The sequence below is a fragment of the Marichromatium gracile genome (genome assembly GCF_004343155.1).
Classification (GTDB): domain Bacteria; phylum Pseudomonadota; class Gammaproteobacteria; order Chromatiales; family Chromatiaceae; genus Marichromatium; species Marichromatium gracile.
In genome coordinates this window covers 341,368-367,484 of record NZ_SMDC01000002.1, presented here as the reverse complement: position 1 = coordinate 367,484, position 26,117 = coordinate 341,368, and the positions used below count along the sequence as shown (strand labels likewise).

Below are 26,117 nucleotides of genomic sequence, written 5' to 3'. Positions count from 1 at the left end.
TCAGTCGGGCTCCGCCACCGACTCGACCCGGGCGATGAAGCACCCACCGCTCACCCGCACCCCGACCCGCTGCCCCGGCGCAAGCGCACTCGGATCGCGCACCGGGGCACCGCCCGGCGGCTGGGTGACCAGGGCATAGCCACGCGCCAGGGTCGCCAGCGGACCGCGCGCGTCCAACCCGGCGACCGCGCGCGCCAGCCGCGCGCGCTGACGCTCGAGCTGCGCCGCCTGCCCCTGATGCAGCCGCCGCTCCAGGGCCTCCAACCGTACCCGCGCCGGCGTCAGGCGCCGCCCCGGATGACAGCGCTCGAGACGATTGGCGAGCGCGTCCAGACGCTGCGTCTCGTGCCGCAACCGCACCGCCAGCGCCGCGCGCAGCCGCGCCTCCAGACGATCGAGCTGCTGGGCGCGCTGTTGGAGCCGGGCACGCGGGTGGAGCAGCCGCAACCCACGCTCCAACCCCTGCACCCGTCGGCGCTCGGTCTCGATGCGTTGGCGCAACGCCAGCGCCAGCCGACCCTCGAGCCGATCGAGCCGGGCGAGCAGCGGCTCGCGCGCCGGGGCGACCAGCTCGGCCGCCGCCGAGGGCGTGGGCGCGCGCCGATCGGCGACCAGATCGACGATGCTGAGATCGGTCTCGTGCCCCACCCCGCTCACCACCGGGATCGACGAGGCGGCGACGGCGCGCGCCAGGGTCTCGTCGTTGAACGCCTCCAGGTCCTCGCGCGCGCCGCCGCCGCGGGCGAGGATCAGCACGTCGCACTCGGCACGGGCATTGGCCTGCGCCAGCGCCGCGACCAGCGAGGCCGCGGCACCCTCGCCCTGCACCTGGGCCGGGTAGATCAGCACCGCCAGCCCCGGCTGGCGCCGTCGCAGCACCACCAGCAGATCGTGCAGCGCCGCCCCGCTCGGCGAGGTGATCAGCCCGACCTGACGCGGAAAGGCCGGCGGCGCGCGCTTGCGCTCGGGCGCGCACAGACCCTCGGCCTCGAGCCGCGCGGCGAGCCGCTCGAAGGCCAGCCGTGCGGCGCCCTCGCCGTCGGCCTCGAGCGACTCGACGATGAGCTGGAAGTCGCCGCGCGGCTCGTAGAGCCCGACACGCGCGCGCACCACCACCTGCTGACCGTTGGCCGGACGCATCGCGAGCGAGCGCCCGCGGGCGCGAAACAACGCGCAGCGTACCGCCGCGCCGGTGTCGCGGAGGGTGAAATAGAGATGCCCCGAGGCCGGCGCGGCGAGGTTGGAGACCTCGCCGCGCACCCGCAACAGCGGGAAGGCGCCGTCGAGCACCGCACGGACCTCGCGATTGAGCCGCGAGACCGTATAGACATCCGGATCGAAGATCGCGCTCATCGCCACACCCCGAGACCAAGGGAAAACGCCAGTTTACAGGAGTCCATATACGTTTTATAATTATAGGTTACCTTCCACCTTGCACCACCCCGGAGCCCTTTCACCCATGCGCCTGATCCAGGAAGCACTTACCTTCGATGACGTCCTCCTCGTCCCGGCTCACTCCACGGTGATCCCGAGCGAGGTGGATTTCCAGACCAAGCTCACCCGCGAGATCGATCTGCGCATCCCGTTGGTGTCGGCGGCCATGGATACGGTGACCGAGGCACGGCTGGCGATCTCGATGGCGCTCGAGGGCGGCATCGGCATCATCCACAAGAACATGACCATCGAGCACCAGGCCCGCGAGGTGCTGACGGTCAAGAAGTACGAGAGCGGCATCATCCGCAACCCGATCACCGTCTCGCCGCACCTGAGCATCGGCGAGGTGGTGCAGATCACCCACGCCAACAACATCTCCGGCGTGCCGGTCACCGACAACGGCGAGCTGGTCGGTATCGTCACCGGTCGCGACCTGCGCTTCGAGAAGCGGATGGACGCGCCGGTCTCGGCCATCATGACCCCCAAGGAGCGACTGGTCACGGTGCGCGAGGGCGCCGACCGTCAGGATGTCATGAACCTGCTGCACAAGCACCGCATCGAGAAGGTGCTGGTGGTCAACGACCGCTTCGAGCTGCGCGGCCTGATCACCGTCAAGGACATCCAGAAGGCCAAGGACTTCCCCAAGGCCTCGCGTGACAACCAGGGCCGGCTGCGCTGCGGCGCCGCCGTCGGCGTCGGCAAGGGCACCGAGGAGCGGGTCGCGGCGCTGGTCGAGGCCGGCGTCGACGTGGTGGTGGTCGACACCGCCCACGGTCACTCCAAGGGCGTGCTCGACCGGGTGCGCTGGGTCAAGCAGCACTACCCCGACGTGCAGGTGATCGGCGGCAACATCGCCACCCCCGAGGCGGCGCGCGCGCTGGTCGAGGCCGGCGCCGACGCGGTCAAGGTCGGCATCGGTCCGGGCTCGATCTGCACCACCCGCATCGTCGCCGGTGTCGGCGTGCCGCAGATCACCGCGGTGGCCAACGTCACCGAGGAGCTCAAGGACAGCGGCGTCCCGGTGATCGCCGACGGCGGCCTGCGCTTCTCCGGCGACGTCGCCAAGGTGATCGCCGCCGGCGCCAACAGCGTGATGATCGGCGGCATGTTCGCCGGCACCGACGAGGCCCCCGGCGAGGTCGAGATCTACCAGGGTCGCTCCTACAAGTCGTATCGCGGCATGGGCTCGCTCGGCGCCATGGGCGCCACCGAGGGCTCCAGCGACCGCTACTTCCAGGAGAACACCGACAAGGAGAAGCTGGTGCCCGAGGGCATCGAAGGGCGCGTCCCCTACAAGGGCAGCCTGCGCAACGTCATCCACCAGCTCGTCGGCGGTCTCGGCTCGAGCATGGGCTACACCGGCTGCGCCACCATCGACGAGATGCGCACCAAGCCGCAGTTCGTGCGGGTGAGCGCCGCGGGCATGCGTGAGTCGCACGTCCACGACGTGCAGATCACCAAGGAAGCGCCCAACTACCGCATCGACAACTAAGCCCCCATCGCGGCGCCCTCGGGCGCCGCGATGCGCTTTGCGCCGATGCCCCAGGCGCGGCCGGGTCGGTCGGACCCGCGCGGCGGCGACCGGGGTGGCGCCAACCCCTAGCAGCAGACCACCAATGTCCAGTCACACCACCAACATCCACGCCGACCGCGTCCTGATCCTGGACTTCGGCTCCCAGTACACCCAGCTGATCGCACGCCGCGTGCGCGAGGCCGGCGTCTATTGCGAACTCCACCCGTGCGACATGGACGCGCAGGCGATCCGCGACTTCGCCCCGCGCGGCATCATCCTCTCCGGCGGCCCGCAGTCGGTGCACGAGGCCGAGACCCCGCGCGCCGATCCGCTGGTCTTCGAGCTCGGCGTGCCGGTGTTCGGCATCTGCTACGGCATGCAGACCATGGCCGCCCAGCTCGGCGGCAGCGTCAACGCCGCCAACCACCGCGAGTACGGCTACGCCCAGGTGCGCGCGCGCGGTCACTCGCGCCTGCTGCGCGACATCGAGGACCACACCAGCGCGGACGGCTTCGGTCTGCTCGACGTGTGGATGAGCCACGGCGACCGCGTCGAGAGCCTGCCCGAGGGCTTCACCGTCATCGCCGAGACCGACAACGCCCCGCTCGCCGGCATCGCCGACGAGAGCCGCGGCTTCTACGGCGTGCAGTTCCACCCCGAGGTCACCCACACCCGTCAGGGCAAGCGCATCATCGAGCGCTTCGTCCACGACATCTGCGGCTGCGCCAGCCTGTGGACCCCGAGCAACATCATCGACGACAGCATCGCCCGCATCCGCGAGCAGGTCGGCGGCGACAAGGTGCTGCTCGGACTCTCCGGCGGGGTCGACTCCAGCGTGGTCGCGGCGTTGCTGCACCGCGCCATCGGCGATCAGCTCACCTGCGTGTTCGTCGACAACGGCCTGCTGCGTCTCGGCGAGGGCGATCAGGTGATGCGCACCTTCGCCAACCACATGGGCGTGAAGGTGATCCGCGTCGACGCCGAGGAACGCTTCCTCGGTCGGCTCAAGGGCGTCTCCGACCCCGAGCAGAAGCGCAAGATCATCGGCAACACCTTCATCGAGGTGTTCGACGACGAGGCCAGCCGCATCGAAGACGTCAAGTGGCTCGCCCAGGGCACCATCTACCCCGACGTGATCGAGTCGGCCGGCGCCAAGACCGGCAAGGCCAAGGTCATCAAGTCGCACCACAACGTCGGCGGCCTGCCCGAGGAAATGAACCTCTCGCTGGTCGAGCCGCTGCGCGAGCTGTTCAAGGACGAGGTGCGCAAGATCGGCGTCGAGCTGGGGCTGCCCTCGGAGATGGTCTACCGCCACCCCTTCCCCGGTCCCGGCTTGGGCGTGCGCATCCTCGGCGAGGTCGAGAAGGACTATGCCGAGACCCTGCGTCAGGCCGACCACATCTTCATCGAGGAGCTGCGCGCGGCCGATCTCTACGATCAGGTCTCGCAGGCCTTCGCCGTGTTCCTGCCGGTGCGCTCGGTCGGCGTCGTCGGCGACAACCGTCTCTACGCCCACGTCATCGCGCTGCGCGCGGTCGAGACCATCGACTTCATGACCGCCCGCTGGGCCCACCTGCCCTACGACTTCCTCGAACGCGTCTGCCTGCGCATCGTCAACGAGGTCAACGGCGTCTCACGCGTGGTCTACGACATCACCGGCAAGCCGCCGGGGACCATCGAGTGGGAATGATCACACGTTAGGCACTATCTGGTACTAACTGGCATTAAACGACACTTAAGCCCATGTTTTCATGGGCTTTTTTGTTTTTGTGTCTGGCAGTATTTGGCAACTGATGGCAGCGGGAAGCACCGCTTGAGCGTGGTATCCAAGGTGGTATTATCGAGACATGATGCCATGAGTGATAGCCGATACCATGCTGCTTGATCCTGTGTGTTCATGGTATCGAAATTATTTAACTATCTGTTTTTATTGATTTTATTGCCTAATTTTCGGGTGATCTTCCAGCATGGTATCGGAATCGAAAAAGGATAAGACTCTTGCTGACCGATACCAAGCTGCGCAACCTCAAGCCGAGGGATAAACTCTACAAGGTGAATGACCGGGATGGCCTCTATGTGGCTGTCACTCCTGCCGGTTCTATCTCATTCCGTTACAACTACTCGATCAATGGCAGGCAAGAGACAATCACCTTTGGCCGCTATGGCGTTGGGGGTATCACTCTGGCAGAAGCCCGTGAGCGACTTGGTGAAGCCAAGCGGATGGTCGCTGATGGAAAGTCGCCAGCGAAGGAGAAGGCACGGGACAAGGCGCGTGTAAAAGGGGCTGAAACCTTTGGTGCTTGGGCGGAAAAGTGGCTACGGGGCTACCAGATGGCCGACTCTACCCGTGATATGCGTCGCTCGGTCTATACACGAGAGCTGGAAGCGAAATTCGGCAATCAGAAGCTGACCGAAATCACTCACGAGGACTTGCGAGCACTGACCGACGCCATCGTTGAGCGTGGTGCGCCTGCTACGGCGGTTCATGCGCGCGAGATTGTACTCCAGGTATACCGCTGGGCGACTGAGCGAGGCCAAAAAGTTGAGAACCCGGCAGACCTGGTTAGGCCAGCAAGCATTGCCAGGTTTGAGCCGCGGGATAGAACCCTGACGCCCGAAGAAATCAGAATGATGTACCAGTACATGGGGCGTATTGGTACCTCGCCATCGATCCGGGCAGCAGTAAAGCTGTTGTTGTTGACTATGGTGCGTAAAAGCGAGCTGACGAATGCCACTTGGAGTGAAATCAACTTTAGCGAAGCGCTCTGGACGATCCCCAAGGAACGGATGAAGAGGCGAAACCCTCACTTGGTGTTTCTATCCAGGCAGGCCATGGACATCTTCATCGCTTTGAAGACGTTCTCCGGCGGATCGGATTATGTTCTGCCGTCGCGTTACGATTCTGACGTGCCCATGAGCAGTGCCACGCTCAATCGAGTCATGACCATGACTTACAAGCTAGCTCAGAAAGAAGGACAGCCTCTTGCCAAGTTTGGACCCCACGATCTGAGGCGGACAGCCAGTACCTTGCTTCATGAAGCAGGATATAACACCGACTGGATAGAGAAATGCCTGGCGCATGAGCAAAAAGGCGTAAGGGCAATCTACAACAAAGCCGAATATCGTGAGCAGCGTACAGGCATGTTGCAGGACTGGGCGGATATGATCGACGAGTGGACATTATAGCGCTCGAAAGGTCAGCAGGTCGAAACGGGAGGGGGATAAGAATGAATATGGAAGAAGAACGAAAGAAAGCTGCTGCTTCTTTATTGAAGGATATGGAATCCATTGCTGACCGAATGCGTGAGTTGATTGTCAAAATGCCTCCGCATGATTTGCTCGGGTACATCTACGCTCAGCACATGATAAAAACAATGGGAAACCAAATAGGGGGCGAAAAGCAAGGCCAAGAGGATGGCCCAGATGACGTGGTTAATGAAAACCAGTTCTTACTGGAGTATGTTCACGCGGTTCTGGCATCTGATGCCGCACCTGCGGATATGGAATTCGACGAAGCACTGTGCGCTGAGCTGTTTGAACTTGGCCGAAAACTGAGAGAGCAGGCCATGTTCTTTGCTATGGCCACCTCCGCTGATACCAAAGATGGCATCTTCGGTCCTAACACGGCCGACATTGAATTCCGTGCGAAATCCACTTGGGTCATGATACGCGGGAATCGTTATCAAGTTTTGGAGGGCGAGTTCTATCGCTACGTTCTGGCGCCTCACAATGATGTTTTGGAGGAGGTGTACGGCATTGGTGCCACCGATATTGCGGAAGGCTTTCAGGCTATGGCCGACGCCACTCGTTCCGGGCACGCCAACGCAATCATTGAGATGATGAAGCAGTTTGAGGCGGCAAAGGCCTTTTCTATAGAGCAAGGTAAGTCTATGGAAGACGCCATGGAGGCATGGGTTGCAGAAAATGCGGAGCAGTCCAAAGCGGCCCGGGGGGCGATGGAGGATATGTTTCGCGGTGGTATTGCCAATGTAAGCCGTCACACGAAGTTGCCACCGACATTGCTAGCGGACTTGTCATACCAGCGTGGAGAAGATACCGAGTTCTTCGCTGCGGGCGATTTTAAGGGGACACCTTTTCGGACACTACCAGCACGTAAGAAACCTCTAATTCAGCTTGGATCGGACTACTACGCCGTCGACCACTGTTTTGCTCGCGATGCGGGGTATCGTGCGCTCCTCTTTAACCTCCTTCAGCGAAAGCCGGATTACAAGAAGGCCTTTAAAGATCGGCAGAAAATGATGAGCGAAGCAGCCTTTGCCGACATTCTAGATGCCCAGCTTCCGGGAGCCACAGTTCTCCAGGAGGTTTACTACAAGGACCCTGATAGCAAGCAGTGGTCCGAAAACGACACTCTAATCTTGGTCGATGATGTGCTGTTACTAGTTGAGGCCAAGGCTGGTGCAGCTGCCACCATCGCATCGCCAGCGCTTGATTTTGGCCGCCATGCTCAATCAGTACAGGACTTGGTACTCAAGGCATATAGACAATGTGCGCGCTTCTTCAATTATGTGAATTCGGCGGATGAAGTGTCCCTCTATCACCTCGTGGATGGCAAATACGAAGAGTGTAGCCGTGTGCGTCGCTCTGACTACCGGGTGATGGTGCCGATTGGGTTGACAGTCGAGTCGTTCTCGCCCTTTTCCACGTACTGTAAAGAATTACCGCAGGTTGAGCCTTTACTTGGAAAGCATGCTTTCATTTCACTGTCCATCGACGATTTGTTTGTGCTCAAGCGACTCTTGCCCACACCCGGGGAGTTCGCCCATTACTTGGAGGTGCGGCAAGCTGTGGCCGGGATACGCGGGGCTCATCTCTTCGACGAGTTCGATCACTTGGGTGCTTACCTGAAGAAGAACCGTTTCGATCAGGATATTGTCGAGCAGCTGAAGGAAGAGAAAGCGAACATGCTTATCTGGGATGGCATGAGTGACATCGTCGACAGGAGCTTCGAGGGTGAAGAGTGGGAAAGCAAACCGTTCCCACGTCAGGAGTTCCCAGAGGAGGTGCTGAAGCTGCTTGGAGCACTCGATAGCACCCGAGCTAGCGGCTGGCTTTCAGCGGAGAGTCATATCCGTGACCTAGGAGAGGAAGGCCGGAATAATCTGGCCAAGATGCTGTCCGACCTTCGAAAAACACTGATTCAGCATCCCGCTCGTTACTTTGTTCTGGGCGGGGATGGTGTGCCGCTCTTCGTTTGGCTTCAACGGCATGGCCACCCAATTGACTGGACTAAGGTGAACAATAAGGCCAGCGCAGGTGCGTTGAGTGTCAAGGCTACTAACGTCATTGGCGTCGTGGCTGAAGTTAGTGCTGAAGGCACGTATCTCCAGGCGCAGTCTTTCGAAGTCTACATACCGGCAGAACGTACGGAAGAAAACGCCCACATTTACAAAGATGCGGCGAGAATGGCTAACCCTGCACGTACAGTCAATCTCAACCGGGAAAAACAACTCTCCCCTAGTCGCAAGAGCAAAAAAATTGGACGTAATGTCCCTTGTCCATGCGGTAGTGGCATGAAATACAAGAGATGTCATGGCCGGTAAAATGTGCTTTCACGGCTGACTAGAATCAGCTCAGGAGTCCAGATTTTTTAGCGGCTAAAATTCCTGTTGGTATCCCTCTAGCCTCCCAACAGGAATTCTTTACGTATTGTAGCCAACGCTTTAGACACGGCTTGGCGTGTCATGGGCTGCTGCTTGGCGTTCAGTATTCGTTTTCCAATTTCAGCCTGGCTGAACCCTGACCGCTTGAGTACCAGCATTTTTTTCTTGGTATCCGAGAGCTTAGAGTCCACCATCCTGCGAGCAAGGTTACGTAATTCTGCTTTGTCTGCTGACTGCAAATTTAGACGTAACATTAATTGGAAGAAGTAGCTGTCAATCAACTCACCCCCTGACATGGCGTGAGGCTTGGACCGATTCGCACACTGATGGGTCAGTCGTGTGAGTTCGATATTAAATTGCGTTAGAGAACGTTTTGCCTGTCTATAAGTAGGGTTCCACTCACCATTTGCCAACTTGGGTCTATGCTCTTCGCAGTACTGGTGACTGAGCTCAAGTTTCTTACGATCCTCTAACTCAACGTCATTGATACGCTGACCTGCCACTGTCGTCATAAAGGCTGCGAACTCCGTCTTGTTTCCGCATAGTTCGCAAAAATCGTGTTTACGTTGTGCGTTTAGGTTGACTCCCTTCGTAGAGGATGACCTTTTGGGACGTTTACATGCACAATCCCAAACCAGCCCGTTCAAGGATTCGAGAGTCGCTATGAAGCGCTCGTCCGTCGGACTCTTCTGTTCTACTGTCTTAATGAATTGACGTAGTAATTGGCGTTGCATTCGCACCATGGCCTCAAGTCCTACCATTCGAATGATCGCGCTGAATCCTACTCCAGTACCGGCTCCAGGAACATGGCCTGCGTAGCTTCCTGGAAGGGTATCCATGTAGGTTGCCAGGGCAGGATCGATGACTTCCTCTATCAAGCGCACGATCGGGTAGCGTCTTGAGGACGCAGAGTAAGGGTGCCAGCGTTCTTCAAACCGCTGGATAGCTTCTGTGACGACTGGGGCACAACCTTCCCAGATGACGATGCTCGATTTATTTTTCATGTCAACCATTTTAACCAATTTATAGGCTTAATCAAGTGGCATTGCTGGGCACCATAGAGCTTTCATAAGTAAGTGGAGGCACAAGTATGCAAGCAATGGCAAATAAGACGCTGATCAATCGAAAAGTGCTCTTAGAAATGATTCCTCTCTCCTCACGGACAATTTACAACTTGGAGAAGCGAGGTGAGTTCCCTCGCCGAATTGCACTTACCAGCAGAAACGTCGCGTGGGACTTGTCGGAAGTAGAGCAATGGATTGAAGAGCGCAAGTCGTCTGGAATCCAGGCTGCTCGACCTGGCAACACCATAGAGGCCTAACAGTATGGCCCTTGATCTTATGGCGGCCTTTTCGGAAACGCCGCCGCCTCTTGATTATGTTTTACCTAACATGGTTGCCGGTACGGTGGGGGCCTTGGTTTCACCAGGTGGTGCCGGAAAATCCATGCTGGCCTTACAGCTTGCCATGCAGATCGCTGGAGGCCCGGACTTGCTGGAAGTCGGAGAGTTCACTGTTGGGCCAGTTATCTATCTCCCCGCAGAAGATCCTCCTGCTGCTATCCATCACCGATTACATGCGCTTGGGGCACATCTCACTGCCGAGCAGCGGCAAGCCGTTGCTAAAGGCTTGCTGATTGAGCCGCTGATAGGAAGGTGCCCCAACATCATGTGTCTCGATTGGTTCGATGGCCTTAAGCGAGCGACTGAAGGCCGTCGCCTGATGATCCTGGACACCTTACGCCGTTTTCATATCGAAGATGAAAACGCCAGCGGCCCAATGGCGCAAGTGATCGGACGTATGGAGGCCATTGCCGCCGATACGGGGTGCTCTATCGTATTTTTGCACCATGCCAGTAAGAGCGCCGCCATGATTGGTGCGGGTGACCAGCAACAGGCCAGCCGTGGGTCGTCTGTTCTGGTCGATAACATTCGCTGGCAATCGTATCTGTCTGGCATGACGCAAACCGAGGCTGAGGAATGGGGTGTTGATGATAGTCAGCGTGGGTACTTCGTCCGCTATGGCGTGAGCAAGGCGAATTATGGCTCTCCTTTCGCAGAGCGTTGGTTCAGACGTCACGAAGGCGGTGTGCTGAAACCTGCCGTGCTGGAGAGGCAGCGTAAGGCCAAAGGAGTATTACCGTTCAAGAAATCTAAAGCTGCTATGGAAGGCGCTGATGACAACTGGTAACAAGGTCACTCCAACTAGTACCAGTGCACAGGCAAGAGTGATGCTTTACCAGGCCAGTCAGCGCCCAAGCCTGATGGAGGCCGACTGGATGGAAACATCCTTTGGCCGCTGTCGCATTAAGGGAAGGCTTGGCCAGCGGCACGCAGATGTTGTTGAGGCTATTTTGCACTGTGCCGAACGTCGACGCGATGTGTCAGATGGTGGTGTAGAGCTTTTGGTAGACCCTGCCAAAGTGCGGAAAACCTTGTCTGATAGCAGGTATAGTTCCTCCCATCTTGAGAAGCTGCTGGCAGAGCTGCGAGCAGCAACTGTAACCATTGAAACACCACAGCTCGATTTTCCGATAATCGGCGGCTTGATCGATCATGTTATTCCTTCACCTATGACACGCCCTGATCCCTTGACGGGGGGAGAGCGAAATCTGTGGAGAGTTCGGCTTGGTATCGCCTTGGTCATGCTATTGGAGCATGACCTTAGCCTGTACTACAATCCCGCACCCATTGCTCGCTTGCGGCACGGGATTAGTCAGGCGGTCGCTCGACACATATTGACCCACAAGAATGACCCAGCCGGAGGGTGGCATGTTGATACTCTCATTCGCGCAGTCTGTGGTGAAAACATCAATAGTAAAAAGATGCGAAACGGGCGTTCCAGGCTTAGGGAAGATGCGGAAAAATTGCATGAAGTTGGAATAACGATAGATGCTGAGAATAGGATAAAGCGCCTCACACCCGCCCGATAGCGTCCCACACCCGCCCGATGGCGACTCACACCCGCCCGGTAGTGACTCACACCCGCCCGATTTTTTGCTGTTTTGGCAGGATATTCAGGATATCTCAGGATATCCAGCAACCTCCAGCTGGGTGCTGGAGGTTGAGTATCTATCGGCCTCCGGCCGATGTTTTAACGCCAAGAGGGAGGCCGATTTTGTGTGCTCGCCAGGAGCAATCCCTTCTCTTGGCGTTCAATCCGTCCGAAGGACGACCAAAGCCGCCTTATAAGCTCCAGGAGCGTCGATCAGAGGCTGACTAGGGGGTTGGCGGAGGGTGATGCCTGAAGCGCCTCTCTGGGCGGCTCAGAAAGCCGTATTCCATACATCAAGATGAATAGCCACTTCAGGCGATAGTAGGCTACAAATGTGTGCGGTTTGTAGTATGTAGTAGCACCATACAACATACTACAACGCTACATTCCTATTCGCATATACATTGTTCTTGAAACCTGTCCGAAGGTGGGCGCGCGGCGCAACAAGAATGCCTCAACTAGTACCGACCCCAAACAGTCAATGAAATGGCCTCCAAGTGGGTGGAGTAATGTGGAAGTCTTTGTAAATCAAGGCAATGTGTCGGGTGCCCACGTGTTTTATTGACATTTGAGGGGCGGGATTACAAGCAAGGTAGTCATATGAGGGAACTCACAGGAAAGCTGTGTTTTTGTGTGTAGTGAATGGCGAGGAAAGTAGTCATCTCAAAACGCTGCTAGACCGCTATTTTAGCGCTGTTGAGTCGCTATAAGTGCGCTGTCATACCGCTGTAAGTGTCGATTTACTCGGAAAAACACGGTTTGCACAGGAATAAACAGGTTACTGCACAGAAATGCACATGCCGTACGCGCAAGAATCAACGCTGAGGTGCGGGCAGGATAGGTGAAGTAGGCCCACCGACAAGTCGGCGGTTCCTTCTTCACTTACCTTATTCGCGCCGGGGCGCTCAACGGTAATCCTGCTCTGCGAGGCCATTGGCTGCCGCCGTAGGAGTTGTTGGATTAAATTTCTCCATGTCAACTTTTATGTCCAATTATTGGGCTTATACGTTATGCATTGAAAGGCACGATAGAGCATTCATTGGTAATGGAGATCAACGAATGCAAAATGTGAAAAGAAAAAATTTAGCCGCTAAAATTACTCTGGTTGTCGCCATGACGGCCTGCACTTTTCAGCCTACCTATGCTGGTATTCCTGTAGTTGATGGCACCAACCTATCGCAAAACATCATGTCCGCGATGGAAGCCGTCGCGCAGACGCTCAAGCAGATTCAGGAATACCAAACCCAACTCCAGCAGTATGAAAACCAACTGCAAAACACGATGGCCCCGGCGGCCCATATTTGGGACCAGGCGCAACGCACGATCAACGATCTGAACCAGGCGACCAACACACTCTCCTATTACCAATATCAGCTTGGCAGCCTCGATGCTTACCTGGGCAAGTTCCAGGACGTGGCCTATTACCGCAGCTCGCCTTGTTTCTCGTCGGCGGGGTGCAGCGATGCCGAACGGGCCGCGATGGCCGAGAACCGCCGCCTGGCGTCTGAATCGCAGAAGAAAGCCAACGACGCGCTGTTTAAGGGTTTGGAGCAGCAGCAAGACAACTTGCAGGCCGACGCTAGACAACTCCTGCGTCTGCAATCTGCCGCCCAGGGCGCGGACGGCCAACTGGCCGCTATCGGGTACGCCAACCAGCTCGCCAGCAACCAGGCCAACCAGCTCCTGCAAATCCGTAGCCTGCTGATTGCTCAGCAGAATGCCGTTGGCACGCAAATGCAGGCAGATGCTGACCGCGAAGCTCAATATCAGGCTTCACGCGATAAGCTCTATGAGGGGCTGTCACAGCCAGTCAACCGTTCTCACAGCAAGGAGTACTAAGCATGAAATACATGATGCAAATGCTGACACTCCTTTCTTTGTCCCTCATGGCGGGATGTAGTGAGAAGGAAGAAAACTGCGAAAAAGCAAACCCACAGCAAGAGCAGTGCGAAAAACAGGACGGGACTATCTACGATAGCCTGAAAGAACCGGTGGATCGCTCTAAGAGCAAGGAGTTCTGATATGAAAACAGTACTTCTTCGCTTTGGGGCAGTACTGCCCTTTGCTTCCATTTCACCAGCCGCCTTTGCCGAAATAGATAAAGGCGGTGTGTTGAATGAAGTTTCGGACCGTTTTTTAACCGAAAGCTCAAATTGGGCGACAACAATTACTGATCATGCGTCCTGGTTATTCTGGACACTGGTTGTTATCTCAATGGTCTGGACGTTCGGCATGATGGCATTGCGCAAAGCCGACATTGGCGAATTCTTCGCTGAGTTTACCCGCTTCACCATTACTACCGGGTTCTTTTGGTGGCTGTTGATCAATGGGCCTGGCTTTGCAATGGATATTATCAACTCGTTGAGAAATATCGCGACTGAAGCATCCGGCCTGCCAAGGGGGTTAAATCCGTCCACGCCGATAGATATTGCGTTTGACATTATCGCTAAGGCAGCGAGCAGCTATAGCATCACTAGCCCTATGGACAACTTGTCCATCTTCCTAACCACGCTTGCCATATTGGCATGCATGGCCATTGTCGCGGCCAACGTTCTTCTTGCCCTAGTTACGGCATGGATTATTGCTTACGCGGGGATTTTTGTATTGGGCTTCGGTGGCTCGCGCTGGACCTCTGACATTGCCGTCAACTATTTCAGGAGTGTGGCCGGTATAGCACTCAAAATCATGACAATGACACTGCTGGTTGGGATCGCTATTTCTATTATCGATGGTTATCACTCCGACCTTTCAGAAGGTGCGCCAATGGACGAATTGTTGGTCATTTTCGTTGTGTCCCTTGTCATGGTTATTCTCGTTAACTCCGTACCAAACGTGGTTGCAGGTTTGATCCCTGGCGGTGGTGGTGCTGCGAGCGCTGGTAGTTCATTCAGTGCAGGGGCCTTGATTGGTGGTGCTGTCGGTGCCGGTGCAGCCGTCGCATCGGGTGGTGCTGCGCTTGGAAGCGCTGCAATGTCCGGGGCGACTAATATGGCCGGTGGAGCTAGTGCTGTAAAAGCAGCCTTTCAAAAGGCGCAATCCAGTATGGCCGGTGGAGACATGCCGAGCTTCGGCCGTAGCTCTAGTGATACCGGCGAAAGCTGGGGTGGTAGCACCACTGGCAGCGATAACGCGAGCACGGGTGATACGCCATTTGCCCAGGCAGCAGGTTTTTCCGGAGCGGGTAGTTCCAGCTCTGGCGGTGGGTTTGGTCGGGCAGCTTCTCTAGCAGCCGGAACGGCTGGCGAGCTTGCTAAAGGGGTCGGGGCAAAGATGGCCGGTAGTTTTCAAAACAAGGCTAATCAGACCGCCGGAGGGCGCCTGGCATCCTCAATTCGTGAAAGCATGGAGCCAAAGAGTGATAACGATGCTGGTAGCGCTGATCAGGTGAGTGATACCGCATCGTTCGACAGCGATAGCTTGAGCGGTGGCAACAGCGGCGGCTGGGTAAACCAAACAGGCGGCTTTGATGCGCTGTCCAGCGAGGACCAGGACAAGGCCCGCCAGTCACACGCTGAGTGGCAAGCACGCGACCCGGAAAAGCACACCTTCGACGTCGGGGACTACGTTTCGTATGCCCAGGAACGCCAGCAGGAACGTAATGAAGAGGTTGCCAGCTTTGTGAACCGCGATCGGCAAGATACGTAAGGAGATAAGACGATGAAAGAACGTAATTTCATGGCTGCCCTGGATATGCTCGACAAAGCCCAGGAACCCCGCACAGAAGCCAATTTTGTGCCGGTTGTCGAACCATCGACCGAGGAAGAGAAAGACACCTACGCGGAGATTGCGGCCTTTGTGAATCGCCCGGACCCTACTAGCCGAATGGAGGCATCGAGCAGCACACGCATCAGCAATGACGCAGGGGCTGGAACCGGGAAAACCCCGTTTTCAGAAGTGGCCGGGTTTTCCAATACCGGCTTATAGAAAGCACACGGGCCAGTGATGGTGCACCGGCCCGCATTTTCACATACCACCTGTCAGAGAGGTGACACATGACAACCACGCATAATATCGAAGTTCAGCAAGCAATTCATCAGGCAGCAACCGAGCTGGCCGCCTTGGAGTTCATTGACCAGGAAACCGCCCGGCAGGTTTCGCCCGTCGCGGAGGCGGTCGCCAATATGTTCACCATCCTTTACTACCAGGCTGAAACTGGCCGAGCGACGCCGGAGGACTTCGAACTGGCTTTGGACACTATCCGCCAGGTGATAAGGAGGTAAGGCAAAAGATGATGAACGATGAGAAAAAACGAATAACGAGGAAGAGCAGTACACCTATCAAGGTGTACTGCCTGCCCGAGGAAAAGGAACAAATCGAGACTCAGGCAAAGCGAGCTGGTATGAGTGCTGCACGGTACTTACGCGAAGTCGGTCAGGGTTATCACATCTCTGGTGTGGTGGATTATGAGCAGGTTCGGGAATTGGCCCGAATCAACGGCGACCTTGGCCGCTTAGGTGGCCTATTGAAGCTATGGCTTACCGATGACGTGCGAACTGCCCAGTTCGGCCAGTCTACAATCCTTGCTGTTCTCAGCAAGATTGAGGCGACACAGGAGGAAATGGGTAAGGTCATGACCAAGATTGTTATGCCGAGGTCTGAATTATGAAGCTGAGAACGGACTCAATACTAAGATAAGGCGGTGCAGCCCCGCCTTATCTTTGATTAATCTTTTAATGGGACGCCCATTGGCAAGTATATCTTATCATTAGGGCGCTTCTTTTCTTCGAGGTGGATGGATAGCGATAGATAAATGATTGAGTTTCTTGCCAGTTTTATTAGCGTCATTAGTCGGGACTCAAATTGACTCATAGGTATTAATAGAGAATGTGAGCTTAATTTTTTCTTTTCATAAAGATCCGATTCGAGCTTTTCCAGGTCGGATTCTAGTGTTTTGGATTCTTCAGGGGGTAAGGGGGATTGTAACTGCTCTCTTATTCTTTTAATTTTTAGATTAAGCTTTTCTAATTCACTTTCATGATAACTGTTATGTGAAGTTGTTAGTTCATAACCGAAATCATCTACTATTTTAAGTGATCTATGCTCCATGGCATTCCTAATTTCAGAAAATGCTTTAGCGTCTGGGTCTATCCACTTTGAAACAGATGAAGTGTCTTTAACGTCGCGAATATCTTTTAATATATAAAATAAAGCATGAATGAAATGATTGTCGCTAGTCCCTAGCTTTTTATTGGGCTTCCAATTTTTTCTCCAGTTACTTGACTTGAAGTCCCGAAATAGGTTGTCAATGCTTATCATGTTGTCATCTTTTATATCGTTAAGATCAAAAAAGCGACTTACTAAATAAGCGATTTTGTCGAATAATGAATAGAGTATCCGGAATGACGTTTTGTAATGACTGACTTTTAGGTTGTTTATAGAGTGAGACATGTCGTCAATATGTCGATATGTTGAGTTATAGAAGTGTTGTTCTTCATCAGGTATGCTGTGGGCAGTAAAAAACAAGTAGCGTGCGTAGCAGTAGTCATTTTTTATTTCATCGAAGTTGCCATGATACGCTAGCTCTTCATGCATAGTGAGTGTTGAGTTTATGGATTGAGAGAAAGAAGGAAGAGCAAGAACATCCTGATGGGATATTTCAAAATCGCAGACATCATTTAGGTCGTTAATAAATAGCTTATTCCTTGCACACCATTGCAGGTATTGTTTTTCCTTTCTCGTTTTTGAGCTGTTATACTCTGCTGAAAAGTAATCGAAGGAAGATTCCTCAAAGTTCTCCTCGAACCATTCCTTGAATTTAATTAAGCACCCATCCCTCTCTAAATCGACTCTGTGTTCAGGATATAGTTCTTCGATATTATCTGTGGCCTCTTTGGTAAGCCTGTAGGCTATAAAATAGTGATACTCTTTGTGCCCATTGTCATAAAGAGATTCGCCAAGAAATAGCTGGTTTCTAGCCTTTGATGCAATCGCTTCTATTTTTCTATTTATAGCTATGGCTTCATCATAAAAAGGTATGCAACATAAAACCCTTCCTTGAGAAGAAAGGTGGTTAGCCAGGTTAGTTAGAACCATCGACTTAAGGTTGTTAAATGCCTGAATATTTTCAGGCATGTCATTCCAGTCAGGTTTTGGTATTCTGTGAAGCGATTTTCTGTAATAGATTATTGCTTTCATTAGGTCGTCTGAGTACCATTCAACCCTCCGATCCTCGTAAAGTACGGAATAGCAGTTTGCTATTGTGTAAAGGTAATGAGCCTCATAAAGAGGATGTTCAAAATCAAAGTCTTTTGACGTCAATCTCTCAATAAGACTTTCCAGAGCTTCATAGTCCCTGTTTAGTATATGTAAATCAGCCTCTTCACTTAAATCGTTAATCTCATCTATTGTCATGACCATGAAGAGCTCCTTTTTTCATTTAATATCGACAATTTACCAGTTATCATAAACCGACAGAATTTTTTTCTTTCGCTAAAAAATATACACTGAGCAATTGATTCTTGGTATAAGTTTGAGAGGCGGTATGAGCGAACAAGAGTGCCGAGCGTCACAGGCATCGGCAGCAGAGGTCAAGGCAGATAGTATGCGTTGGTCTCTGGAGCAGGCTGAAGGGGGCGAATCCGCAGTGCGTTGGTTGACCCCTGAGGAGCGGCAAGAGCTACGCAGTGACATGGCAGAGGCATCTGCCTGGGCTCGGACTGAGCTTCGGAAGCGCAGAGCTGCAAAAAAGTAGCAAAAATTCTTCGTGTGGTATAATTTATGGTATTGCTAGATGGTAGATTTATAAGTACCTGAATTTCATGGATATATTGTGTCTATTTATATTAGAGTGGGAGTGAGGTCGGGAGGGCTGTCGCTGGGGTGCGTTGCTGGCGGCAGCTAGAGATCAGGAAGAGAGGAAGAAGCCCGCGTGAGCGGGCTTTTTTTGTTTTTGCAGGAGGGGGAAGTGTAGGATTTGGTGGCTGGGGAATTGGAGTCTGGGTGTCCTTTTTCTTCCGCAATTGAACGTAGGAAAAAACATGCCACAAAGAGATTTGCCGCTTTTTTTGCTTCTCGGTACAGCCGATCATGAAGGGGTAACAAGTAAACTTAAGTCTACAAATACACAGTTTAAAAAGAAGCTGCTAGATTCAAGTATTCAAAATTGGAACACTATTTTCTATTACTACGAAAAATATCAGATTAAAGGCACAATCGTTAAGCTAACTCCACATACGTATCGAGCTATAGCTTCAGAGGAATACAAAGAGTTAGCTGAGAGATTATTTCACGAGATAGCCCAGCACCCCAATATAGTTTTCGTATATGAGGCGTTACTCTCGGGATTGGCAGAAGATCCGCACCAAGATGACAAGGAGGAGCAAAACCCATTATTTGGGCATTATTTTGGCCAACCTAGAGATGTCACACTTGAAATCGTTAATTCGATGATGAAAAAACATTGCCTGAATGTAATGCCGTACAAGAAGAATGCAGAGCTTACAGTTTTGGCAACTTCGTTCCTGGAACAAAATGAAAATAATTTGCTTTTCAGGCTGTACGTACCTTCCGAAAGAATGTGGGCATTAGAGGCAGATAAACTCTTACAGCTTTTCAGAGACTACTTATCGAAAGTTAGCGGAGTTAGTTCTAGACTGGATCAATATCAAACCAATCAAGGAGTAATTTATGAATTTTTTGGCGAAAGTGAAGATTCAGCGAGAGATATAGCGGAAGATTTTGATGAGTTTTCAAAGTTTATGGACATATGTGCATCTGACCCATCAAAAGCCAAAGTTATTCTTCGAGACAAGAGCCTCGCCGCCACTTCGATAATTAACATAGTTGACAGATACTCTAAAGAAGCTCGTAGATTACACGTAGATCTTCGCCAAGAAAGGGAAAGAAAGATACTTTCGATTCGTCATAGGCTGGAATCAGAATTAACAGATGCGCTACCGGTTAATTTGGACTGGGATGTTATTACTTCCATTGTTGATGACACTATACCACAAGCAGGCTTTCTTGGTAGTGCGCTTAGTTTAGCCCAGTCTCCTCTAAAGATTTCTGGCTCAGAAAATGTAGCTATCAACTTAAAACCGCAGATTATCCAAACTGTAAATGGAGTTGTGTCTCAAGAAATATACGGAGATCAACATATCGGCCATGAGGCACGAGAAATACTTGAGCTAATTAATAAATATGCAGAAAATAGAAAAGCAGAGCTTTCATCCGCTGTTCATGAGGTGCTAGATCCGGACGCGCCAAAATCAGATAGATTATCAGCAAAACAAAAATTGAAAGGCTTTCTCTTTGGTCTGGGTAGCAAAGTAACTGACGCAGCTCTGGAAGTACTTCAGAAATATATTGAAAATCAGATCGGAGTATAGGGAAAGGAAAAATAAAGGTGTCCCCTTCCCTGAAAATAGGTCCAGCGAAAAGTAGAGACCGACGGCATGATGGTGGCCGAGCAGAGGAGAGCCCATGTCTGCCCCTATACTAATAAAAGGACACCCATTTATTGTTGACGCTCGCGAGACGCTCTCCTAAAAATAAAGGGACACCCACTTACCGTTGACGCCCCCAAGGCGCTCTCCTACGCTTCTCCCAACACCCCCAGCGGAGATGCCCCATGACTCGTCCCCGCGCCGCGCTCGTCTCCTTGTCCGATACGCCCTGGTATCACGTCGTCACGCGTTGCGTGCGCCGGGCGTATCTGTGCGGCTTCGATCGGCTGACCGGGCGGAGTTTCGAGCATCGGCGCGGCTGGGTGGAGTTGCGGTTGCGTCAGCTCGCGGGGGTGTTCGCGATCGATGTGGCGGCCTATGCGGTGATGAGCAATCACGTGCATCTGGTGGTGCGGGTCGATGCCAATCGGGCGGCGGGGTGGTCGGATACCGAGGTGTTGCGGCGCTGGCGGTGTCTGTTCCGGGGACCGGTGGTGGTGGAGCGGTTTCTGTCGCCTGCAACGCGGGCAGAGATGACTGAGACGGAGCTGGATGGGGTCGCGGGCTTGGTCGAGACTTACCGGGCGCGGCTGGCGGATCTGTCGTGGTTCATGCGGGTGTTGAACGAGTCGATCGCGCGGGCGGCGAATCGGGAGGATGGGGTTCGGGGACGGTTCTGGGAGGGACGCTTCCGTTCGCAGGCGATCCTCGACGAGACGGCGCTGTTGGCGGTGATGGCCTATGTCGATCTCAACCCGATTCGGGCGGGGATCGCGGAGACGCCGGAGGAGAGTGCGCATACCGGGATTGCGGCACGGATCGCCGCCTTGCGCGCGGGCGATGAGGGTACGGCAATCGGGCAGCATCTCGACGTGGCGTACCGCCCGGATGTCGGGCCGGAGACACCACCAGAGGTCTCTCCCGGTTCGCAACGACCGATTCCCCATCAGCGCAAGACACCAGCCAGTCACGCACCCACACCAGCCGAACCCGAGAACGACGCCTCACCGGACGCCCGCAGCACCAACCTCTGGGAAGCGGCCCTCAACCGCCTGCCCCCTGCCCCACTACTGCCCTTCGGCAACCCCGCCGAGCTCCCGGCAACGATCCCCTTCACCTTCGACGGCTATTTGACCCTGGTCGACTCGCTCGGTCGCGCCCTGCATCCACGCAAGCGCGGGGCGATCCCGGCGGAGTTGCCCGAGATCCTCATCCGGCTCGGCATCGCGCCGGAGCGCTTCGTCGAGCACGCGGGTTTCCTGCTCAAGGGGTTCGGGTCGGCGATCGGCGCACCGCAGCGGCTGACGGCGCTCGCGGCACGGCGCGAGTGTCGTTATCTGCGGGGATTGCGGCGCGCCCGACTGTTGTTCTCGGCCGCTTGAAGGGAGGTCACACCAGCGTCTCAGGGGAGACTCGCAGCGGACCATCTTCCGCTCAAGGCGTCGGGGGGAACGCGCCCGTTCAGCCCGCGTGACCGAGGTAGCCCTCGATCATGGGCGTCCATTCCGGGCTCTGGATCATGCGCAGAATCCATCGATTGACGGGCTCGCGTAGCTCGGTCTCCGGCGGAAGCGCGATGCCGTAATCCTGCCGCAGCAGAATGCCCGGCAGCACACGGAGTTCACCGGCATGCTCCGAGCTGACCAGGTGTCTCAGAATAGGCAGGTCATAGACGACGGCATCGGCCCGCCCGGCGGCGAGCGCCTCCAGCGCCTCGGAGACATCCGCGACCGATCTGTAGCGCACCAGCTTCTGGTCGAGGAAACGGGCGCTGGTGCTGTCCTCGGCCGTCACCACCCGCTTACCGTAGAGATCGCTGAGCCCGCTCACGTTCTGACCCAGCTCGCCCACGGTCAGCGAGCTTGCAATGGCCGCCGTGAAGCTGGAGACGACCACCACACTGGTGAACATCCAGACCAGCCCGATCAGCCGCCCGGCGAAGGTCACGGGGGCCTTGTCGCCATAGCCGACGGTGGTCATGGTGACGGCGGACCACCAGATGCCCGAGCCGATCCCCTTGGCCGGCTTGCCGGAGAACTGTTCGTTGCGGCGACGCTCGGCGAGCCAGACCAGGGCGCCGAGTAAGGTGAGGACACCCAGCAAGGCCGCCAAGGACTGCAAAAAGGCACCCGAGGCCACGCGCCGGAGCGCGGAGAACCAGGTCAGCTCGGGCCGCTGCGGGACCGCCACCCCGAGACCGGAGGTGAAGAAGGGATGGGTGAAGTCGACCCGCTGCTCGCGCTCGGCGGTGATGGTCAGGGCGGCGGCGGCCGCATCCACCTCTCCAGCGGCAACCGCATCCAACATCTCATCGAGTCCCATTTCCTTGAACTGGACCCGAAACCCTTCCTCGTCGGCGATACGCCGGATCAGCTCGATGGTGATGCCATCCCAGCCCTTCTCCCGCTTGATGGCGAAGGGCGGCGCATCGCGCGTGGCGATGACGAGTTCGCGCTCGCCCGACGGCTCGTCGGCCCCGCCCTCTGCAGGCGTCATGAGCGACAACAACACGCTCAAGGCGATCAAGATCAGCGGTGATTGACGCCCTACGCTCTTCATGGCGGATACTCCTCGCACGCCTGTCTCGTCCGCCGCGAACCGGCCATGCGCCAGCGGTGCGGCTCTCGAACAGCAGCCATACTAACAGGAGCGTTGCAGCGATTGCCTGGCACCGGGAGAAAGGGCGCGCACGTACAGTTAGGCGCCTGCCTGATGCCGCCGTCTCGACATCGCGCCCGAGCGTTTCGTCAAGCACACCGGTTTCCCGCTCAAGGATTTTGGATCAGCGAGAGTGTTGCGATCTGGCGAGGGTTGCGGCGTGTTCGGGTGTGATTCTCGAGCACTTGAGGGGCGTCCCTGCCGGACGAGTAAGAACGCCAGACATCAAGCTAACAAGCGAAAAGACACCGACTCAATCGGGGATCTACCGGCCATCCCCGCCCGAGTCGACAGCGCCGCCGCGCGCCCTGTCGCGTGGTCGGTTTCCTGCTCAAGGGCGGCGCGCGGAGGCGGCGCGCGCGGCGTGAGCATCGCGATGTGGGGCTATGGCTTGCCCGGGTGTCGTCCTCGAGCGCCTGAGTGGAGAACGCGCCGGCATCCCTGCCGAACGCGTACGCCGCCAACGCTCAGCGCAGCGCGCCCTCGAGGATCGCCCGCACCTCGGCCGAACCGATGTCGCCGCGCTCACCGAGCGGCAGCAGGTGGTTGTCCTCCAGGCCGGCGACCAGGGTGTCGATCGCGGTGGCGTCGAGCCCGGCGTCGGCGAGCGAGGTCTCGACACCCATGCGCTGGAAGAACGCTCGGGTTTGCGCGATCGCCTGATCGATACGCGCCTCCGGCTCGCCCTGGTCGATCCCGAAGACCCGCTCTGCGTACTGCAGCAGCTTGTCGCGCTTGGCCGTGCGGCGGGCCTGCATCAGCGCAGGGAGCACGATGGTCAGGCTGCGCCCGTGGTCGATGCCGAAGTGCGCGGTCAGCTCGTGACCGATGCGGTGGGTGGCCCAGTCCTGCGGCACGCCACAGCCGATCAGGCCATTGAGCGCGAGCGAGGCGGCCCACATGATGTCGGCGCGCAGCGCCAGATCATTGGGGTCGTCGAGCGCCTTGGGGCCGGTCTCGATCAGGGTCAGCAGCAAGCCCTCGGCGAAGCGATCCTGCACCCGGGCATCGGCGGGATAGGTGAGGTACTGCTCGATGACGTGGACGAAGGCGTCGACCACCCCGTTGGCGATCTGGCGCGGCGCCAGGCTGAGGGTGGTGGCGGGGTCGAGGATGGCAAAACGCGGGCGCACCAGCGGGCTGTAGAAGGCGAGCTTGCGCTCCGCCCGGGTCACCACCGCGTTGATATTGGTCTCCGAGCCGGTCGCCGGGAGGGTGAGCACGCAACCCAGCGGCAGCGCCTCGCGCACCGGCGCCTGCTCGGCGAGGATCGCCCAGGGATCGTCGCCCGGATGGCACGCGGCGGCGGCGACGAACTTGGTGCCATCGATCACCGAGCCGCCGCCGACGGCGAGCAGATAGTCGAAGCCACCGGCGCGCACCCGCTCGACCGCGCGCATCAGCGTGTCGTAGCGCGGGTTGGGCTCGATGCCGCCGAAGGCTTCCCAGTCGAAGCCGGCGAGCGCCGCTGCCACCTGATCATAGACCCCATTGGATTTGATCGAGCCACCGCCATAGAGCATCAGCACCCGCGCCCCAGTGGGGATGGCCTCGGCCAGCGCGGCGATCTGGCCGCTGCCGAAGTGGATACGGGTTGGGTTCTCGTAGACGAAGTTGTCCATCGTGACTCCTGTGGATTCGGTACAAGGGGCATGCGTTGCCCGTGACCCTATCAGCCTACCCCGCGACTATCGCGGCCTGAACCGTCGATCCTGCCGATTACTTGCCTGATCCTGCTCAATCCGGGCGGATCGTCCACAAATCATGCCCGATAAAGGATAAGATCCTGCTTCCAGGCCATCACACAATACGACACCAGCATGCCGCCAGGACTTCAGCAACCGCTCGCGCGGCTGCGCGCCGCACACCAGGCACGTGCGCGCAGTGGCACCTTCGACACCGAGATCCCCGGGGTCCGCGTGTTCTGGACCGACGCCTCTGCGGCTCGCACCCCGATGATCTACGAGCCCGGGATCGTGATCATCGCCGGCGGCCACAAGACCGTCTATCTCGGGCGCACCCGCTTCGGTTACGACCCCAATCACTATCTGATCGTCAGCGTACCCTTGCCGCTCGAATGCGAGACCCACGCCAGTCCGAGCGATCCCCTGCTCGGGTTGTTCGTCGCCATCGACTGGACCCTGCTCCACGAGTTGGTCGCACTGGTCTGCGGCGGACTCGCGCCGCAGCGGCCGCAGACCGCCGGACTGCCGCGCGGACTCGCGCCGGTGGCGCTCGATGCCGAGATGATCGCCACCACAGCTCGACTGCTGCACGCGCTCGACTCGCCGCTGGAGTCGCAGGTGCTGGGTCGGGCGCTGGTGCGCGAGCTGCACTACCGCGCCCTCCTCGGCCCTCATGGTCCGGCGCTGTGCGCGCTCACCCAGCACCAGGATGCCGATGCACGCATCGCCCGGGCACTGGCGCGCATCCATCGTGACTATGCCAAGGCGCTGAGCGTCGAATCGCTGGCCGCCGAGGCGCACATGGGCGCCTCGACCTTCCATCGCGCCTTCAAGCAGGTCACCGGCGAGACCCCGCTGCGCTATCTCAAGCGCATCCGCCTCGACCGCGCCCGGGCGCTGATCGCCGCCCAGGGGGTACGCGCGAGCGTCGCCGCCACCCGGGTCGGCTACCAGAGCGCCTCGCAGTTCAGCCGCGAGTTCAAGCGTCACTTTCGGGTCTCGCCGGCGGAGGTGCGACATGCCACGGCGAGCGTCGCCGGCCCGGTCCCCGACGACTCGCGGCCCTGAGCGGACCCGCTCAGTCGCCGTTGCCGCGCCAGTCGGCGAGGCGGATACCGACCAGGCTGGCCACCAGGATGGCGAGATAGAACTGCCCCACCACCGCCTCGATGAAGGCGAAGAAGCGCGCCAGCGAGGACACCGGCACGATGTCGCCGTAACCGACCGTGGTGAGGGTGATGAAGCTGAAATAGACCAGCTCGGGAAAGCCCTGGTACCAGGGACCGGGGCGTAGACCGGCGAAGGCGCTCGGCTCGAGCAGTGCGATCAACATGTAGAGCGTCGCCCAGACCAGCCCCATCAGCAGATAGACGCAGACCGCACCGACGATCTTGTTCCAGTCGACCGAATCGCCGCGCAGCACCTGCTCCATCGCCAGCCAGCTGGTGAGGATGAGATAGCCGAGCAGGATCAGCAGCCACACCACCGCCGTCTCCAGCCAGCGCCCGAGCAGGATCACCACCAGGCTGGCGAGGATCAGCCCCAGCCGGGTGCGGAACCAGTGGGTGCGCCGGTTCATCCCCCAGACCCCGAGCGCCAGCGCGGCGACGATCGCCAGCTGCACCAGCAGCTGACCGAGCCGCAGACCGAGCTCGTCGGCCAGCGCGGTACCGAACAGCAGCACCACCAGGGCGACGGTGAGATAGCCGAAGTTGTCGTGCTCGGTGAGTCGTCGTCTCATCTTCCCTCCGAAGGTGCCCGCCTTGCCCCGTGCCCGGGCGGCGACTAGCATCGATCCCTTTTCCGCGCCCGCGCATCCTCACCAC

Annotated in this window: 22 protein-coding genes; 16 read left to right on the top strand and 6 right to left on the bottom strand. The window is 57.1% G+C overall.

The features are described from left to right. A complete protein-coding gene (gene xseA / locus EDC29_RS04665; protein WP_132228760.1) occupies nt 1–1,353 on the bottom strand; it encodes an exodeoxyribonuclease VII large subunit in 1,353 nt (450 codons plus the stop codon). A gap of 106 nt (nt 1,354–1,459) precedes the next feature. Here xseA and guaB point away from each other — a divergent pair, with 106 nt between their 5' ends. The 4 genes from guaB (at nt 1,460) to EDC29_RS04640 (ending at nt 8,511) form a co-directional block, all read left to right on the top strand. Further along, complete coding sequence (gene guaB, locus EDC29_RS04660) at nt 1,460–2,926, top strand: IMP dehydrogenase (RefSeq protein WP_062272618.1); 1,467 nt, start codon at nt 1,460–1,462, stop codon at nt 2,924–2,926. Between the two features lie 124 nt (nt 2,927–3,050). After that, entirely contained in the window at nt 3,051–4,637 is a 1,587-nt protein-coding gene (gene guaA, locus EDC29_RS04655; protein WP_132228758.1) for a glutamine-hydrolyzing GMP synthase, read from the top strand. A gap of 308 nt (nt 4,638–4,945) precedes the next feature. Continuing rightward, nucleotides 4,946–6,133, top strand: coding sequence for a tyrosine-type recombinase/integrase (locus EDC29_RS04645; protein ID WP_132228756.1), 1,188 nt, complete (start codon nt 4,946–4,948; stop codon nt 6,131–6,133). 41 nt (nt 6,134–6,174) lie between these two features. Then, entirely contained in the window at nt 6,175–8,511 is a 2,337-nt protein-coding gene (locus tag EDC29_RS04640; protein WP_132228754.1) for a YecA family protein, read from the top strand. A gap of 77 nt (nt 8,512–8,588) precedes the next feature. Here the strand turns inward: EDC29_RS04640 and EDC29_RS04635 are convergent, their stop codons facing one another. After that, nucleotides 8,589–9,575: a hypothetical protein gene (locus EDC29_RS04635; protein WP_200189214.1), complete on the bottom strand. Its 987-nt coding sequence runs from the start codon at nt 9,573–9,575 to the stop codon at nt 8,589–8,591. Between the two features lie 86 nt (nt 9,576–9,661). Here EDC29_RS04635 and EDC29_RS04630 point away from each other — a divergent pair, with 86 nt between their 5' ends. The 9 genes from EDC29_RS04630 to traJ all read left to right on the top strand — a co-directional run bounded on the left by EDC29_RS04630 (nt 9,662) and on the right by traJ (nt 16,170). Then, nucleotides 9,662–9,892, top strand: a complete 231-nt coding sequence (locus tag EDC29_RS04630) for a helix-turn-helix transcriptional regulator (RefSeq protein ID WP_412917501.1) — start codon at nt 9,662–9,664, stop codon at nt 9,890–9,892. A 4-nt stretch (nt 9,893–9,896) separates the two neighbouring features. Continuing rightward, entirely contained in the window at nt 9,897–10,760 is an 864-nt protein-coding gene (locus EDC29_RS04625; protein ID WP_132228750.1) for a helicase RepA family protein, read from the top strand. After that, nucleotides 10,747–11,502: an ABC transporter ATPase gene (locus EDC29_RS04620; protein WP_132228748.1), complete on the top strand. Its 756-nt coding sequence runs from the start codon at nt 10,747–10,749 to the stop codon at nt 11,500–11,502. Before EDC29_RS04625 ends, EDC29_RS04620 begins: the two co-directional genes overlap by 14 nt. 1,121 nt (nt 11,503–12,623) lie before the next feature. Then, complete coding sequence (trbJ, locus tag EDC29_RS04615; protein ID WP_200189213.1) at nt 12,624–13,403, top strand: P-type conjugative transfer protein TrbJ; 780 nt, start codon at nt 12,624–12,626, stop codon at nt 13,401–13,403. A 2-nt stretch (nt 13,404–13,405) separates the two neighbouring features. Beyond that, entirely contained in the window at nt 13,406–13,585 is a 180-nt protein-coding gene (locus EDC29_RS04610) for a hypothetical protein (protein ID WP_132228746.1), read from the top strand. A gap of 1 nt (nt 13,586) precedes the next feature. After that, complete coding sequence (gene trbL / locus EDC29_RS17745; RefSeq protein WP_132228744.1) at nt 13,587–15,209, top strand: P-type conjugative transfer protein TrbL; 1,623 nt, start codon at nt 13,587–13,589, stop codon at nt 15,207–15,209. Nucleotides 15,210–15,221: 12 nt separating this feature from the next. Continuing rightward, a complete protein-coding gene (locus tag EDC29_RS04600) occupies nt 15,222–15,488 on the top strand; it encodes a hypothetical protein (protein ID WP_132228742.1) in 267 nt (88 codons plus the stop codon). Between the two features lie 68 nt (nt 15,489–15,556). Continuing rightward, the gene (locus tag EDC29_RS04595) at nt 15,557–15,784 is read left to right on the top strand and encodes a type I toxin-antitoxin system ptaRNA1 family toxin (RefSeq protein WP_132228740.1); all 228 of its coding nucleotides are present in this window, start codon (nt 15,557–15,559) and stop codon (nt 15,782–15,784) included. A gap of 8 nt (nt 15,785–15,792) precedes the next feature. Then, nucleotides 15,793–16,170, top strand: a complete 378-nt coding sequence (gene traJ / locus EDC29_RS04590) for a conjugal transfer transcriptional regulator TraJ (protein WP_200189212.1) — start codon at nt 15,793–15,795, stop codon at nt 16,168–16,170. A gap of 56 nt (nt 16,171–16,226) precedes the next feature. Here traJ and EDC29_RS04585 read toward each other — a convergent pair whose 3' ends face one another. Next, the gene (locus tag EDC29_RS04585; RefSeq protein ID WP_200189211.1) at nt 16,227–17,915 is read right to left on the bottom strand and encodes an LA2681 family HEPN domain-containing protein; all 1,689 of its coding nucleotides are present in this window, start codon (nt 17,913–17,915) and stop codon (nt 16,227–16,229) included. Nucleotides 17,916–18,541: 626 nt separating this feature from the next. Here EDC29_RS04585 and EDC29_RS04575 point away from each other — a divergent pair. Continuing rightward, a complete protein-coding gene (locus EDC29_RS04575; RefSeq protein WP_132228736.1) occupies nt 18,542–19,891 on the top strand; it encodes a hypothetical protein in 1,350 nt (449 codons plus the stop codon). A 242-nt stretch (nt 19,892–20,133) separates the two neighbouring features. After that, the gene (locus EDC29_RS04570) at nt 20,134–21,330 is read left to right on the top strand and encodes a transposase (RefSeq protein ID WP_132228734.1); all 1,197 of its coding nucleotides are present in this window, start codon (nt 20,134–20,136) and stop codon (nt 21,328–21,330) included. Nucleotides 21,331–21,409: 79 nt separating this feature from the next. Here EDC29_RS04570 and EDC29_RS04565 read toward each other — a convergent pair whose 3' ends face one another. Then, entirely contained in the window at nt 21,410–22,507 is a 1,098-nt protein-coding gene (locus EDC29_RS04565) for a transporter substrate-binding domain-containing protein (protein ID WP_123143050.1), read from the bottom strand. A gap of 566 nt (nt 22,508–23,073) precedes the next feature. Continuing rightward, a complete protein-coding gene (locus tag EDC29_RS04560) occupies nt 23,074–24,228 on the bottom strand; it encodes an iron-containing alcohol dehydrogenase (protein ID WP_123141440.1) in 1,155 nt (384 codons plus the stop codon). A gap of 198 nt (nt 24,229–24,426) precedes the next feature. Here EDC29_RS04560 and EDC29_RS04555 point away from each other — a divergent pair, with 198 nt between their 5' ends. Next, entirely contained in the window at nt 24,427–25,359 is a 933-nt protein-coding gene (locus EDC29_RS04555; protein ID WP_123143048.1) for an AraC family transcriptional regulator, read from the top strand. A gap of 10 nt (nt 25,360–25,369) precedes the next feature. On the opposite strand, the gene EDC29_RS04550 is transcribed toward EDC29_RS04555, so the two are convergent. Beyond that, a complete protein-coding gene (locus EDC29_RS04550; RefSeq protein ID WP_165913433.1) occupies nt 25,370–26,032 on the bottom strand; it encodes a potassium channel family protein in 663 nt (220 codons plus the stop codon). Nucleotides 26,033–26,117: the final 85 nt, after the last annotated feature.

Coding starts and splice junctions, on each gene's coding strand:
- EDC29_RS04565 (WP_123143050.1), bottom strand. CDS start 22,507: ATGAAGAGCGTAGGGCGTCAATCACCGCTGATCTTGATCGCCTTGAGC.
- trbL (WP_132228744.1), top strand. CDS start 13,587: ATGAAAACAGTACTTCTTCGCTTTGGGGCAGTACTGCCCTTTGCTTCC.
- traJ (WP_200189212.1), top strand. CDS start 15,793: ATGATGAACGATGAGAAAAAACGAATAACGAGGAAGAGCAGTACACCT.
- EDC29_RS04555 (WP_123143048.1), top strand. CDS start 24,427: ATGCCGCCAGGACTTCAGCAACCGCTCGCGCGGCTGCGCGCCGCACAC.
- EDC29_RS04630 (WP_412917501.1), top strand. CDS start 9,662: ATGCAAGCAATGGCAAATAAGACGCTGATCAATCGAAAAGTGCTCTTA.
- EDC29_RS04610 (WP_132228746.1), top strand. CDS start 13,406: ATGAAATACATGATGCAAATGCTGACACTCCTTTCTTTGTCCCTCATG.
- EDC29_RS04560 (WP_123141440.1), bottom strand. CDS start 24,228: ATGGACAACTTCGTCTACGAGAACCCAACCCGTATCCACTTCGGCAGC.
- trbJ (WP_200189213.1), top strand. CDS start 12,624: ATGCAAAATGTGAAAAGAAAAAATTTAGCCGCTAAAATTACTCTGGTT.
- EDC29_RS04620 (WP_132228748.1), top strand. CDS start 10,747: ATGACAACTGGTAACAAGGTCACTCCAACTAGTACCAGTGCACAGGCA.
- EDC29_RS04640 (WP_132228754.1), top strand. CDS start 6,175: ATGAATATGGAAGAAGAACGAAAGAAAGCTGCTGCTTCTTTATTGAAG.
- EDC29_RS04595 (WP_132228740.1), top strand. CDS start 15,557: ATGACAACCACGCATAATATCGAAGTTCAGCAAGCAATTCATCAGGCA.
- EDC29_RS04575 (WP_132228736.1), top strand. CDS start 18,542: ATGCCACAAAGAGATTTGCCGCTTTTTTTGCTTCTCGGTACAGCCGAT.
- EDC29_RS04570 (WP_132228734.1), top strand. CDS start 20,134: ATGACTCGTCCCCGCGCCGCGCTCGTCTCCTTGTCCGATACGCCCTGG.
- xseA (WP_132228760.1), bottom strand. CDS start 1,353: ATGAGCGCGATCTTCGATCCGGATGTCTATACGGTCTCGCGGCTCAAT.
- EDC29_RS04585 (WP_200189211.1), bottom strand. CDS start 17,915: ATGACAATAGATGAGATTAACGATTTAAGTGAAGAGGCTGATTTACAT.
- EDC29_RS04600 (WP_132228742.1), top strand. CDS start 15,222: ATGAAAGAACGTAATTTCATGGCTGCCCTGGATATGCTCGACAAAGCC.
- guaA (WP_132228758.1), top strand. CDS start 3,051: ATGTCCAGTCACACCACCAACATCCACGCCGACCGCGTCCTGATCCTG.
- EDC29_RS04635 (WP_200189214.1), bottom strand. CDS start 9,575: ATGAAAAATAAATCGAGCATCGTCATCTGGGAAGGTTGTGCCCCAGTC.
- EDC29_RS04625 (WP_132228750.1), top strand. CDS start 9,897: ATGGCCCTTGATCTTATGGCGGCCTTTTCGGAAACGCCGCCGCCTCTT.
- guaB (WP_062272618.1), top strand. CDS start 1,460: ATGCGCCTGATCCAGGAAGCACTTACCTTCGATGACGTCCTCCTCGTC.
- EDC29_RS04550 (WP_165913433.1), bottom strand. CDS start 26,032: ATGAGACGACGACTCACCGAGCACGACAACTTCGGCTATCTCACCGTC.